This is a genomic window from Bacillus sp. ZY-1-1 (assembly GCF_003047165.1).
Lineage (GTDB): Bacteria > Bacillota > Bacilli > Bacillales > Bacillaceae > Bacillus > Bacillus velezensis.
The window spans coordinates 3,567,953-3,580,776 of record NZ_CP027061.1; the positions used below are offsets into that span (position 1 = coordinate 3,567,953).

Genomic DNA, 12,824 nt, shown 5'->3' on the forward strand with positions numbered 1-12,824 from the left:
TTACTATATATCTACTTACGTTCACTTTATATGAAATTATTGTTTTTATCACCGAAAAATGGGTGAAAAGTTTCATTCGGCACACCGAAAAAAATTCCGACAATTCCAGAGGGTATTTTGCGGCATCCCGCAATTTATTTTTAAAAATATTATTTATGTAAAATTAAAAATCTTTAAACTATAGTATAAATCTCTCGAATATCCAGTTATGGCAGAATGAAAATAGTTTTCATATATGAGCTGATGGGGAAAAAACAGCGCAAGAACCGAAACAGGAGATTTAATCGTTCGCAATATGATTTCATTAAACCGCAAAAAAAGCACTCTATTTTACATAGAGCGCTTCAAAAAGATTCCTTTATTGCAGTTTTATCAATGTTGATTAATTCCATATATTCTTTTCCCCACTTATACATGGCGTCCAAAATCGGCATAAGGGTCTCTCCTTGCTCCGTTAATGAGTACTCCACTTTCGGAGGGACGACAGGGTAAACTTCCCTGTGAACGATCAGATCCTGCTCCAGCTCCCTGAGCTGATTCACAAGAATTTTGTGCGTAATATCCGGAATTAAAGCTTTCAGCTCATTAAACCGCTTTGTTCCTTCTTTTCCCAGGTGCCACATAATCAGCATTTTCCACTTCCCGCCTATCACGGCAAGCGTCAATTCCTTTTCGCAATTAAACGTTTTCTCATCCATTCGGCTCACGGGCCATTCTCCTTCCTCTTACTTTTTGTACGTTCATCATCTATTCATACACGCTTACTTTTTTACACAACTTTCATCAGTTTATACTACCACGCAGTTTTGCTGAAACAAAGCGCATTGCCTGCGGGGACAGTATCCTCAAAGTAACTATTAGACTTCAAAGTGCGTACTTCTCAACATGCGGGGCACTCTATAGAATGTAAATACATGAAAAAGAGGAGTGGATATAAAGTGGAATTACAGCTGGCATTAGACTTAGTGAATATCCCGGAAGCAATTGAACTTGTGAAAGAGGTCGAACAATATATAGATGTTGTAGAAATCGGCACTCCCGTTGTCATTAATGAAGGCCTGAAAGCCGTACAGGAAATGAAATCAGCCTTTCCTCACCTGAAAGTGCTTGCCGATCTTAAAATCATGGATGCAGGCGGCTACGAGATCATGAAAGCGGCAGAAGCGGGCGCCGACATCATCACCGTTTTAGGAGCGACAGACGACTCAACGATCAAAGGGGCGGTTGCCGAAGCAAAAAAACAGCAGAAAAAAATTCTCGTCGACATGATTAACGTAAAAAACCTTGAAACACGGGCAAAAGAAATTGACCAACTCGGTGTTGATTATATTTGTGTTCACACAGGTTATGATCTTCAAGCAGAAGGAAAGAATTCATTCGAGGAACTGACGGCGATTAAAAAAGCGGTCAAGAGCGCTAAAACCGCAATTGCCGGAGGCATTAAACTTGATACGCTTCCTGAAGCCATCAAACAAAACCCAGATTTAATCATTGTCGGCGGAGGCATTACGGGAGCTGACAATAAAGCGGATGCTGCTGCTAAAATGAAACAGCTGATTTCACAAGGATCATGAAAACGACTGAATACTTACATGAAATACTCAATGAAATATCCCGCACCGCAGCATTAATAGCCGACAGTGAAGCTGACAAGCTTGCAGATGAGATTTTATCGGCAGATCAAATCTTCACGTCCGGAGCGGGGCGTTCCGGCTTTATGGCTAAAGCGTTCGCCATGAGGATGATGCACATCGGCCTGAACGCTTACATCGTCGGTGAGACGCTTACCCCTCCCCTCCAAGAAGGCGGTCTCGTCATCATCGGCTCAGGCTCAGGCGAAACAAAAAGTCTGCTTCATACAGCTGAAAAAGCCAAAAGCCTTAACGGCATCATCACTGCATTAACGATTAACCCCGATTCAAGTCTCGGCAAACTTGCGGATCTTACGATAACGATTCCCGGCTCTCCTAAGGAAGAGACCGGCGGAGACAGAAAGACGATTCAGCCGATGGGTTCTTTATTCGAACAAACTCTTCTGCTGTTTTACGATGCGGTTATTCTAAAAATCATGGAGAAAAAAGAACTGAATTCAGCAGACATGTTTACAAAGCATGCAAATCTGGAATGATTTGCTGACGGCCTTCTTATCAGATGGCCGTCTTTTTATCGTCTTGTTGCGCACGGTCATGCAGGCCAAGGTTTTCGGGTCGGACACTCGCAGACGAAGATATCCTGCCGGTGAGCTTATCGCTATAATAAGTCAATTGACGATACGGCCGCAACCGTTCATTTCTGAATAGGGAAACGGCAAAAAACACTTTCTGATCGGATATTTAATGAATAAAATTGATTTGTGCGGATGGTTTTACAGATATTCAGCTGAATTGCGGCTGAGAAATATATTTTAACAGCTTTACAGCCGGCCGATTCTGCTTTATTCTTGGACCAGCTTTACAGCAATTTAAAACTGGAGGTGATTGATACTCTTGAAAACATTAAAAGCACTGCTGCTTGTTCTTATCATCATTGCCGGAGCAGTCGCGGCCCTGATCAAGGGTGATCTTTTCTCAGATAACGAGCAGACCGTTCAGAAGAGTGATTACGACAAAGTAATCCTATTTCCGTCCGATCGATATCCGGAAACAGCAAAGCATATTAAGGACGCGATAAAAGAAGGTCATTCCAGCATATGCACCATTGACAGAGACGGAGTACATAAGCGGCGTGAGCAATCTCTTAAACATGTGCCTGTCAAAACGGGATACGATAGGGATGAATGGCCGATGGCGGTTTGTAAACAGGGCGGAAACAATGCCTCCGTAGAATATATTTCTCCGGCAGACAACCGCGGAGCCGGCTCTTGGGTCGGACACCAGCTTACCAATGATCCCGACGGAACGAGAGTATTATTTAAAATCAAGTAAAAAAACAGGAGGAACAGCGTATTGAATAAATCATGGAAACCGCAAGAACTGGCCATTTCGTATCATCAATTTACAATCTTCCAAAAAGATTCAGAACCGCCTGTTATCGATTGGACCGATGAAGCCATTGAAAAAGGATATGCGGAAGCTGACGGAGCTGTTTCATTCGAAGCAAGGAGAAATACGAGGGCATTTATCGTCTTCAGGCTTAACACAAGTGAACCGGTACTATCCTATGAGAAAAAAGCGACTGTTCCCTTTGAGGTTGTAAAAGATGGAATTGAGATTGAAAGCGTGATGTCAAAGCGGCTTTTCTTTAATATTCCGAAAGGCCGATACAGCCTTACCTGTTATTCAGTGCCTGCCGAAATATCCGATCTTCATGCGGATACGTATATTATTGATGCAGACGCAATGTAAAAGAAATCCCTGAGAGAATCATATTTCTCTCAGGGAACTTTTATAAACTTTTACCGTTTGTTTCAATTACATTCTGGTACCAATAAAAACTGTTTTCCTGATCCGTTTCAAGTCTTTTTCATCTTCTTCATCTCGATTGATATACACAAAACCGTAGCGTTTTTGATAGCCGTTCAGCCAGCTTAAACAGATCCGTGAATGACCAGCTGCAGCAGCCGATGAGATGAACTCCGTCACTAATAGCCTCTCTGCACAGTTCACCCATACTGAAGGTCCTTTACCGTCTTATTCCAAGCTCCTTCAACCTGATAGGCAGCCGAAGCTGACCCCCATAGAAATGTATCAGGGAACAGACCCTGTTTTTTATGTATCATGTGTTTCATCCTCCTGATGCGTATGATATTGATATCATACGTTTTGAAACGCATTTCAGAGCAATCCCGATAAAAACAAAAAAGCATCCGGCTTGCCGGATGCTTAAGAATGATGATGCCGCTTTTCCAATTTATGAGGCGGAGGCTTCGGGACAAAGCCATTTTGTTTCATCATATTAAAGCGCCTGTCCATATGCTGTTTAATATGTTCTGCTTTTTCTTTCGGCAGGACCCCGTACTCAACATATTTGGATATGACATGTTTGCGTTTTTCGAGCACTTCTTTTTCAAGTGATTCAATTTCTTTTTTCTGCTGTTCCGTGAGTGACATTGTTGAAGGCATTTTTGTTTCGGCGTGTGCCGGCATTGTGAAAACCATTGCTGTAATGAAAAACGCAGCTAAAGACAATGCAGCTTTTTTCATGACTCTTTCCTCCTTTAACGTTTGTTATATGTTGCTTCCTCATCCATTTTTTATGCAAAAAAAAGAGCGAAATTATTCGCTCTTTTCAATCGATTCGTCCGGCAGTGCGTATGTGACATACGTTCCCGCTACAAAATCGTGGATTGACCGTTTGTCTTCTCTCATTCCGACCATGAATGCGCTCACGATCACACCGATTCCAAACGTCACGCCATATATCAGGCCGCCCACAAGCACTCTCAAAATCATAGTAAGAAAGCCTGCCTGGGTTCCGTCTTTTTTGACGATGCGGATACCGCAGATCTTTTTGCCGATAACATAGCCGTTCCAGTATACAGGGAGCAAAATTCCATAAAGAGTCAAAATGATGCTGATCATTGCGCTCTCATTCGGGTCTTTTCCTGTTGCCAGCATAAAAATAATCGCCAAAGGCACTGAAGTAATTAAATAGTCGAGTACAACGGCTCCCAATCTGATCCAAAATCCCGCCGGTCTGTAAATATTCATCATGTTTCCCCTCGCTATGGCTTCAAAATCACTTTAATGTTGCCATCTTCTTTTTTATCAAATATATCATATGCAGCAGGAGCTTCCGCAAGACTCATTTTGTGTGTAATGATATCCGTCGGATCAATTTCATTTTGTTCAATCATTTGATACAGCATCGGCATCAGATGAATAACGGGTGCCTGGCCCATTTTTAAAGAAACGTTGCGTGTAAAAAAATCACCGAGCGGAAAGCCGTCCGCTTCAGAAATGTATGCGCCCGTGAGCTGCACGGTTCCAAACTTCTTAACGGCTTCTGATGCTATAAGAATCGGGCTGATCGTTCCGAACTGATTCGGTTTTTGCTCTGCTTTTTCTTTTGAAAGCAGCGTGCCGTCCATTCCGACACAATCAATCACTACATCCGCGCCCCCTGACGTTTGTTCATGCAGCAGTTTCCCGATCTCATCATGTTCTGAAAAATTGAAGGTCTCTGCTCCGTTTATGCGTCTCGCATGTTCAAGGCGATGCGGGACTTGATCAACTGCGATAACCCGTTTAGCTCCTTTTTTCCACGCGAATTTTTGCGCCATTAAGCCGATCGGACCTGATCCCAAAATAACGACTGTATCTCCTTTTTTCACTCCGCTGTGCTGAACGCTCCAAAAGGCGGTCGGCATGACATCTGACAGAAGCAGCACCTGCTCATCTTCAAGCTCACTGTCTGCCGGAACCAGAAAAGAAGAGAAATCAGCAAAAGGAACACGTAAATATTCAGCCTGCCCGCCGGGATAATTACCGTTAAACTCCGAAAAACCGAATAAACCGCCGGCATCTGTATGAGGATTTGGATTTGATTCATCACACTGGCTTTCCATCTGGTGCTTGCAGTAATGACATTCTCCGCAGCCGATGTTAAAAGGAATCACGACCCGGTCGCCTTTTTTCAGCTTTTTGACTTGACTGCCCGTTTCTTCAACGATCCCCATCGGCTCATGCCCGACAATATAACCCGGATCGGCGGGTATTCCGTTTTTATATAAATGAAGGTCTGAACCGCATATCCCGGTTGCGGTGATTCGAACGATGACATCTCTCTCATCTTGAATGGCGGGTGCCGGGACTTCTTTCACCTCCATATGTTCTTTTCCTTGGTATGTCAATGCTTTCACACTTGGTCAGCTCCTTTTTCATCACTCCTTCCCTTTTCACCTGCTTCTAAACTTGGCCGGTATGTTATTCGGCCCGCTGAATATCCCATTGAAAAGGATCTTCAAGCTGCGACCAGTCGGAATCGAACTCAGACGGCGTGAGCAGGCACTGATCCAATTCCTTTGTAATGGCGGCTTCATCTAAATCTGTTCCGATAAACACCAAGTTCGTATGACGATCTCCGAATTGGTCGTCCCAATCTTCCAGAATCTCCGGTTCCTGCTTTTTGATCTGCTCCTGCTCAAGTTTCGGCATTGCCGCCACCCAATAAGAAACAGGCTCAACCGAAACCGCCGGACCCGCCTGAGACATCAGCAGCGCAAGGCTGTTGCGGGTTGCGCACCAAACAATTCCTTTTGCGCGCACAATGTTGTCAGGCATTGATTGATGCAGCCAGCTGTCAAAACGAACGGTATGAAACGGCAGACGCCGCGAGTACACAAACGAAGTGATGCTGTACTCTTCCGTTTCCGGAGTGTGCGCTTCATGACCTACCGTCAGTTCCTTTATCCATCCTGCTGATGAACTCGCTTCCTCAAACTCAAATAAACCGGTATTCAATATGCATTCGGCGGGCACTTCTCCGCGAACGGACCGGATCAGTCTGGCACGGGGCTGTAATGCGCGAAGAACCGTTTCCAGCTGTTCAAGCTCTTTTTCGCCCACCATGTCGCATTTATTTAAAATGAGCACATCACAAAACTCGATTTGGTCAATTAATAAATCGGCAATCTCCCGTTCATCCTCTTCTCCCGCCGCTTCCTTCCGGTCAAGAAGGCTGTCACCGGACTGGAAATCATGCCAGAAGCGGTTTGCATCCACCACGGTCACCATTGTGTCCAGCCTGCAGAATGTTGTCAGATCAATGCCCATTTCTTCATCTATATAAGAAAATGTCTGGGCAACTGGAATCGGTTCGCTGATCCCTGTTGATTCAATGACAATATAATCAAACCTGCCGTCTTTCGCGAGTTTCTCAACTTCGACTAATAAATCTTCACGCAGCGTGCAGCAGATACAGCCGTTGGATAATTCTACAAGTTTCTCATCCGTCCTTGACAAACCGCCTCCCTGCTTCACCAAGCCCGCGTCTATATTTACTTCGCTCATGTCATTGACGATGACGGCAATTTTTAAACCGTTGCGGTTTTGTAAAATATGATTCAAAACGGTCGTCTTTCCGGCACCAAGATAGCCGTTCAATACTGTAACCGGAATTTTTTTCATATCAATAGCCCCCTGACAAAATAGAATGATTACGATTTATATCTCGCAACTGCCTTATTTTCATCATGATGTACATAGTTTTAAATCGTAATCGTTACTATTTATTTTGATGTATTCTCCGTTTAAAATCAAGTAAAAGTCAGACACATCACACGTTGTTTGTCCCCATCCATTGGTCTGACACGCAAAACGTCAACGATTTAATTGGTGAAGCCTTGGATCCGGACTGTAAAATGCCCGGTTTTAAGATGTGTGCGGTACGAATCAGCCCTATCTAATTTTCATAAAATTTTTAGATTTTTTCGTATTTTTTGTTACATTTCATAACATGCATCTTAAATATTTGTTTTTGCTGTGCTACGCTGAAAAAAACAAAGATAAGGAGCGGATCATCTGATGGGAAAAAAACAGCTAGTCCTTGTTGGAAATGGAATGGCCGGGGTAAGAGCGATTGAAGAAATACTGCGTGTTTCAAAAGACGAATTTGAGATTACAATATTCGGGGCCGAACCTCATCCCAACTATAACCGAATCCTTCTGTCAAAAGTGCTGCAAGGCGATACCGACATTCAAGACATTACGTTAAACGATTGGAACTGGTACAAAGAAAACAACATTCAGCTGTATACCGGTGAAACAGTCATCAAAGTCGACACGGAAAACCAAACCGTCATCACCGATGCAGACAGAATCCAGCCTTACGATGAACTCATTCTGGCGACAGGCTCTGTCCCTTTTATCCTTCCGATTCCGGGCGCAGACAAACAAGGCGTCACGGCATTCCGGGACATAAAAGATACCGACACGATGCTCGCCGCGTCAAAACAATATAAAAAAGCAGCCGTCATCGGCGGCGGACTGCTGGGTTTGGAAGCCGCGCGCGGACTGCTGAATCTCGGCATGGACGTGTCTGTCATCCACCTCGCCCCATTCCTGATGGAGCGCCAGCTTGACGCAGCGGCGGGACGCCTGCTGCAAAACGAGTTAGAAAAACAAGGCATGACCTTTTTCCTTGAAAAACAAACCGAAGAAATTCTCGGTACTGACCGTGTCGAAGGCGTACGCTTTAAAGACGGCACAAGCATCGAAGCTGATCTGGTCGTCATGGCGGTCGGCATCCGCCCGAATACACAGCTTGGCACAGAAAGCGGCATCCCGGTAAACCGCGGAATCATTGTCAACGATTATATGCAGACTGAAATTCCGCACATTTACGCGGTCGGTGAATGTGCCGAGCACCGCGGAATCGCATACGGTCTTGTGGCGCCGCTCTATGAACAGGCAAAAGTGCTTGCCAAACATATTTGCGGCATTGAAACAAAACCGTACGAAGGCTCCGTTCTCTCCACTCAATTAAAGGTATCAGGCGTCGAGGTCTTCTCTGCCGGCGACTTTGATGAATCAGAGGACAAAAAGGCAATAAAAGTGTTCGATGAACAGGACGGCATTTATAAAAAAATCGTCCTGAGGGGCAATCAAATTGTCGGCGCTGTTTTGTTCGGAGACAGCAGCGAAGGCAACCGCCTGTTTTCTATGATTCAAAAAGAAGCAGATATCTCTGAAACCTCCAAAATATCAATCTTACAGCCTCTTGATCAGGAAGCAGGCGCAAGCATGACCGCGGCGATGAGCGACGATGAAATCATCTGCGGCTGCAACGGCGTTTCAAAAGGTGCGATTATTCAAGCCATTCAGGAAAAAGGCTGCACATCAACGGACGAAATCAAAGCATGCACCGGGGCATCCCGTTCCTGCGGAGGCTGTAAACCGCTCGTAGAAGACATTCTTCAATATACACTGGGCTCAGAATTTGACTCATCCGCGCAAAAAGAAGCGATTTGCGGCTGCACCTCACTGTCGAGAGATGAAGTCGTAGAAGAAATCAAAGCCAAAGGGCTCTCACATACAAGAGAAATCATGAACGTGCTCGGCTGGAAAACGCCGGAAGGCTGCTCCAAATGCCGGCCTGCCCTCAACTACTACTTAGGCATGATTAATCCGGCTACATACGAGGATGACAGAACATCCCGTTTTGTGAACGAACGGATGCACGCCAATATTCAAAAAGACGGAACATACTCAGTCGTTCCCCGGATGTACGGGGGCGTAACCAACTCTCAAGATCTCCGCAAGATCGCCGATGTCGTCGACAAATATGAGATCCCGCTCGTTAAAATGACCGGCGGCCAGCGAATTGATCTCATCGGCGTTAAAAAAGAAGATCTGCCGAAAGTATGGGCCGAGCTTGATATGCCGTCAGGCTACGCGTACGGAAAAACACTCCGCACGGTAAAAACGTGCGTAGGCGAACAATTCTGCCGCTTCGGCACACAAGACTCCATGGCACTGGGTATTGCGCTTGAGAAAAAATTCGAAGGGCTCAATACGCCTCATAAGGTTAAAATGGCCGTGTCCGCCTGCCCGCGGAACTGTGCGGAATCAGGCATTAAGGACCTTGGCGTTGTCGGCATCGACGGAGGCTGGGAGCTTTATGTCGGCGGAAACGGCGGAACCCATTTGCGCGCCGGTGATTTGCTGATGAAAGTAAAAACGAATGAAGAAGTCTTAGAATACGCGGGTGCTTACCTTCAGTACTACAGAGAAACGGCAAACTATCTGGAGCGGACATCCGCATGGCTTGAGCGCGTCGGTTTATCTCATGTCCAATCCGTATTAAACGATCCGGAAAAACGGCAGGAGCTCAACGACAGAATGAATGAGACACTCTCTGTCCACAAAGATCCGTGGCAATACTTCCTTAAAGATAAAAAAGCTTCTAAAGATCTATTCGAAAATGTCGTCACGACTTCATAAAACAGTAAGGGGGAACGGACATGGTTAATAAAGATATGACAAAGGTTTGCATAGGCAATGTAAACGAATTACCCGAGGAGTTAGGAAAAACCGTATATATAGAAGATAAAGAGCTTGCCGTATTTAAGCTTTCTGACGGGAGCGTCCGCGCCGTCGAAAACCGCTGTCCCCATAAAGGGGGCGTCCTGGCTGAAGGCATCGTCAGCGGAGAATACGTCTTCTGTCCGATGCATGACTGGAAGATTTCCTTAGAAGACGGAAAAGTCCAAGAGCCGGATCATGGCTGTGTCAAAACATACGAAACACTGATCGAAGGAGAGAATGTATACCTCCTGTATTGATCAAAGACCGGATCACTTTTCCAAGTGGTCCTTCATTTTTTAAATTGCTGAAGGGATGACGCCATCATGAAAAACGGAATCGTATACTTTGTCGGTGCCGGACCAGGAGACCCGGGGCTGATCACCGTAAAAGGAAAACAGGCTCTGGAGAAAGCGGATATCATTTTGTATGACCGGCTCGCAAACCCAAAGTTTCTAGAATACGCCTCACCGGACTGCCGGTTCATTTATTGCGGAAAGCTGCCCGACCGCCATTTTATGAAACAGTCTGAGATAAATGCCCTGCTGATTGAAAAAGCGGCGGAGGGCTACACCGTCGTCCGCTTGAAAGGCGGAGATCCAAGTGTGTTCGGCAGGGTCGGCGAAGAGGCAGAGGCGCTTCATCAGCATGGCATCCGCTACGAAATGGTGCCCGGCATCACCTCGGGAATTGCAGCGCCGCTGTATGCGGGAGTCCCCGTCACCCATCGTGATTTCGCTTCGTCCTTCGCGATGATCACCGCTCATGATACATCATTGCACGGCAGGCCGAATCTCGACTGGGAAGGGCTTGCCCGAAGCGTTCAAACGCTTGTGTTTTACATGGGCGTTAAAAATCTGTCATTTATATGCAGGAAGCTTATGGAGTACGGAAAATCCCCTTCCGTTCCCGTACTCGTCATTCAATGGGGGACGTGGGGACGGCAGCGGAGCGTTAAAGGAACGCTTCAGGATATCCATGAAAAAGTTCAAAGCCAAAACATCACCAACCCTGCCATTATCGTCATCGGTGATATTGTCAATTTTCAAACACACAGCTGGTTTGAAAGCAAACCGTTCATCGGACGGCATATCATGGTGGTCACTCATGGGGATGATGAACATACATTGACAGACAAGCTGCGCGAGTATGGCGCCGATGTTATTGAATGGCCGAAGCGGATCGTTAAAAAAATGCCCGCAAACGAAAACATCCTGAAACAGATCAGCACCTTTGAACAACTATTTTTCACATCACGCCTTGCGGTATGCGAATTCTTTGACACACTGGCTTTCAAGCAGATCGACATCCGCCGGGTGACCGCATGCCTGAATGCAGCGACCGAAGCCGCAAAGACGGAACTGACAAAACGGGGCTTTCTCCTATCCGAATGGCAAAATGATTCTCCGCATTCTCTCATTGTAGGGAGCCGTCAAGCAGCAGAAAACTTGCCAGACTCAAAATCATGCCCGTTTTATATCACCCATGAACATATCGCGGATGAGCGATTCACTTCCATGATCGAACGCACGATCAGTGAGTCACCTCTGCAAATGATTATCTGTACGGGCAAAGAATCCGCTCAGCATTTGATCAGCGCCGGAAAACAAATCGGCATATCACCGAACCCGAGAGGAAACCGCCCTCCCGTCATCTGCATGGGCGAAGACCTCCCCGCCGGCTGCGGGTTTACCGCCGTGAAAAATCAGGAACAGTTATTTGCGTTTATACGAAATGAAATGAAAGACATGCTCGTTCACAGCTGATACGCCGGAATGCTTTTCTGACCCCCGGACCCAGCATCGGGGGGCAGCCCTTTTTTATTGTGTCACCAATTTTTTATGATGAGTCGAATACATCGCCATCTGATCCGCCTGCGGGTCCAAATAGGCTTTGGCGCTGTTCACTGCGGTCGGCCCCTCCGTGAAACCGCCGGCAATCAGTCTGAGCTTGCTTTCATAATGGGCGGCGTCACCGGCGACAAACACGCCCGGAAGATTCGTGCGCATATGCCTGTCAGCTTTAATCCTGCCTTCTTCTATCTCAAGCCCCCAGTCCTTCATCGGACCGAGATCAATTTTAAACCCGTGGTTGATAATGAGCTCATCAAGCTTGATGACTTCAGAAAGTCCGGACTCAGTTTGGCAAACGGTGACGCTCTCGATCCGTTCCCCGGTGCCGTTGAGATGCTTCAGACGATACGGCGCAAGCACCCGCACGGAAGACCGCTTCATTTTCGCCACGCTGCTTTCCAAACCGCCAAACTCCTCACGGCGGTGCAAGACGGTAACAGACGCCGCAATCGGTTCCAGCTCATTCGCCCAGTCAACCGCGGTATCTCCCCCTCCGGAAATCACGACATGCTTATCTCGAAACGCATCAAGCTTCTCCACCTTATAATGAAGGTTCTTTCCTGAATAACGGCTCGCATCCGCGCTGTCAAGTTCATTGACCTCAAGCGTCCCCATGCCGACGGCCAAAATCACCGTGCGCGTATAGTGCTTTTCCCCTTCGGAACTTTCCAGCACAATGGTTCCGTCTTCCAGCCGTTCAAATCCGGCCACCCGCTGATTCAACACGATATCCGGCTCAAATGTCGCCGCCTGCTCCTTCAGCTGCTTAATCAGCTGTTCCCCGGCAATCCCGGGTATTCCGCCGATATCACGGATGATTTTTTCAGGAAAAAACATAGACACCTTTCCCCCGAGCCGCGGTAAAAACTCGATCACTTTCGTTTTCAGCTCCCGCATCCCGCAATAAAAAGCCGCAAACAGGCCGATCGGGCCTCCGCCTATAATCGTGACGTCGTACACCTCATGATTTTCCGCCATCGTTGTGCCTCCCGTTATATCTATACTTCAT

The 12,824-nt window shown here is 46.4% G+C and carries 15 protein-coding genes and 1 pseudogene; 8 read left to right on the forward strand and 8 right to left on the reverse strand.

Going from position 1 to position 12,824, the window contains the following annotated elements:
• Positions 1–344: 344 nt before the first annotated feature.
• Positions 345–707, reverse strand: a complete 363-nt coding sequence (locus tag C5I45_RS17810; RefSeq protein WP_014304320.1) for a transcriptional activator HxlR — start codon at positions 705–707, stop codon at positions 345–347.
• A gap of 231 nt (positions 708–938) precedes the next feature.
• Here C5I45_RS17810 and hxlA point away from each other — a divergent pair, with 231 nt between their 5' ends.
• From hxlA to C5I45_RS17830, 4 genes are all read left to right on the forward strand, one after another.
• Positions 939–1,574, forward strand: a complete 636-nt coding sequence (gene hxlA / locus C5I45_RS17815) for a 3-hexulose-6-phosphate synthase (RefSeq protein WP_014304319.1) — start codon at positions 939–941, stop codon at positions 1,572–1,574.
• Positions 1,571–2,128: a 6-phospho-3-hexuloisomerase gene (gene hxlB / locus C5I45_RS17820; protein WP_014304318.1), complete on the forward strand. Its 558-nt coding sequence runs from the start codon at positions 1,571–1,573 to the stop codon at positions 2,126–2,128. Before hxlA ends, hxlB begins: the two co-directional genes overlap by 4 nt.
• Before the next feature lie 358 nt (positions 2,129–2,486).
• Complete coding sequence (locus tag C5I45_RS17825; RefSeq protein ID WP_003156588.1) at positions 2,487–2,924, forward strand: NucA/NucB deoxyribonuclease domain-containing protein; 438 nt, start codon at positions 2,487–2,489, stop codon at positions 2,922–2,924.
• Between the two features lie 21 nt (positions 2,925–2,945).
• Positions 2,946–3,344 carry a competence protein ComJ gene (locus C5I45_RS17830; protein ID WP_003156589.1) on the forward strand — a complete coding sequence of 133 codons (399 nt, stop codon included), beginning with the start codon at positions 2,946–2,948 and terminating at the stop codon, positions 3,342–3,344.
• A 40-nt stretch (positions 3,345–3,384) separates the two neighbouring features.
• Here C5I45_RS17830 and C5I45_RS17835 read toward each other — a convergent pair.
• From C5I45_RS17835 to C5I45_RS17860, 6 genes and pseudogenes are all read right to left on the reverse strand, one after another.
• A pseudogene (locus tag C5I45_RS17835) lies at positions 3,385–3,603 on the reverse strand (family 1 glycosylhydrolase); the annotation flags it as partial.
• The gene (locus C5I45_RS20280; RefSeq protein ID WP_107890409.1) at positions 3,602–3,880 is read right to left on the reverse strand and encodes a family 1 glycosylhydrolase; all 279 of its coding nucleotides are present in this window, start codon (positions 3,878–3,880) and stop codon (positions 3,602–3,604) included. The gene C5I45_RS20280 and the pseudogene C5I45_RS17835, both read right to left, overlap by 2 nt.
• Positions 3,822–4,097: a YckD family protein gene (locus tag C5I45_RS17845; RefSeq protein WP_369719109.1), complete on the reverse strand. Its 276-nt coding sequence runs from the start codon at positions 4,095–4,097 to the stop codon at positions 3,822–3,824. Before C5I45_RS17845 ends, C5I45_RS20280 begins: the two co-directional genes overlap by 59 nt.
• Before the next feature lie 117 nt (positions 4,098–4,214).
• Entirely contained in the window at positions 4,215–4,649 is a 435-nt protein-coding gene (locus C5I45_RS17850) for an RDD family protein (protein ID WP_003156592.1), read from the reverse strand.
• A gap of 14 nt (positions 4,650–4,663) precedes the next feature.
• A complete protein-coding gene (locus tag C5I45_RS17855; protein ID WP_107994550.1) occupies positions 4,664–5,800 on the reverse strand; it encodes a zinc-dependent alcohol dehydrogenase in 1,137 nt (378 codons plus the stop codon).
• Between the two features lie 64 nt (positions 5,801–5,864).
• Positions 5,865–7,067: a GTP-binding protein gene (locus tag C5I45_RS17860; RefSeq protein ID WP_014304313.1), complete on the reverse strand. Its 1,203-nt coding sequence runs from the start codon at positions 7,065–7,067 to the stop codon at positions 5,865–5,867.
• A gap of 113 nt (positions 7,068–7,180) precedes the next feature.
• Here C5I45_RS17860 and C5I45_RS20030 point away from each other — a divergent pair, with 113 nt between their 5' ends.
• The 4 genes from C5I45_RS20030 (at position 7,181) to cobA (ending at position 11,728) form a co-directional block, all read left to right on the forward strand.
• Positions 7,181–7,345: a molybdopterin dinucleotide binding domain-containing protein gene (locus C5I45_RS20030; protein WP_370648487.1), complete on the forward strand. Its 165-nt coding sequence runs from the start codon at positions 7,181–7,183 to the stop codon at positions 7,343–7,345.
• Between the two features lie 118 nt (positions 7,346–7,463).
• A complete protein-coding gene (gene nasD, locus C5I45_RS17870; protein ID WP_014304312.1) occupies positions 7,464–9,881 on the forward strand; it encodes an NADPH-nitrite reductase in 2,418 nt (805 codons plus the stop codon).
• Positions 9,882–9,901: 20 nt separating this feature from the next.
• Entirely contained in the window at positions 9,902–10,222 is a 321-nt protein-coding gene (gene nirD / locus C5I45_RS17875) for a nitrite reductase small subunit NirD (protein WP_003156597.1), read from the forward strand.
• Positions 10,223–10,288: 66 nt separating this feature from the next.
• Positions 10,289–11,728, forward strand: coding sequence for a uroporphyrinogen-III C-methyltransferase (gene cobA / locus C5I45_RS17880; protein WP_014304311.1), 1,440 nt, complete (start codon positions 10,289–10,291; stop codon positions 11,726–11,728).
• A 54-nt stretch (positions 11,729–11,782) separates the two neighbouring features.
• Here cobA and C5I45_RS17885 read toward each other — a convergent pair whose 3' ends face one another.
• Positions 11,783–12,793 (reverse strand): NAD(P)/FAD-dependent oxidoreductase, encoded by a 1,011-nt coding sequence (locus C5I45_RS17885; protein WP_014304310.1) that lies wholly within the window; start codon positions 12,791–12,793, stop codon positions 11,783–11,785.
• Positions 12,794–12,824 lie beyond the last annotated feature (31 nt).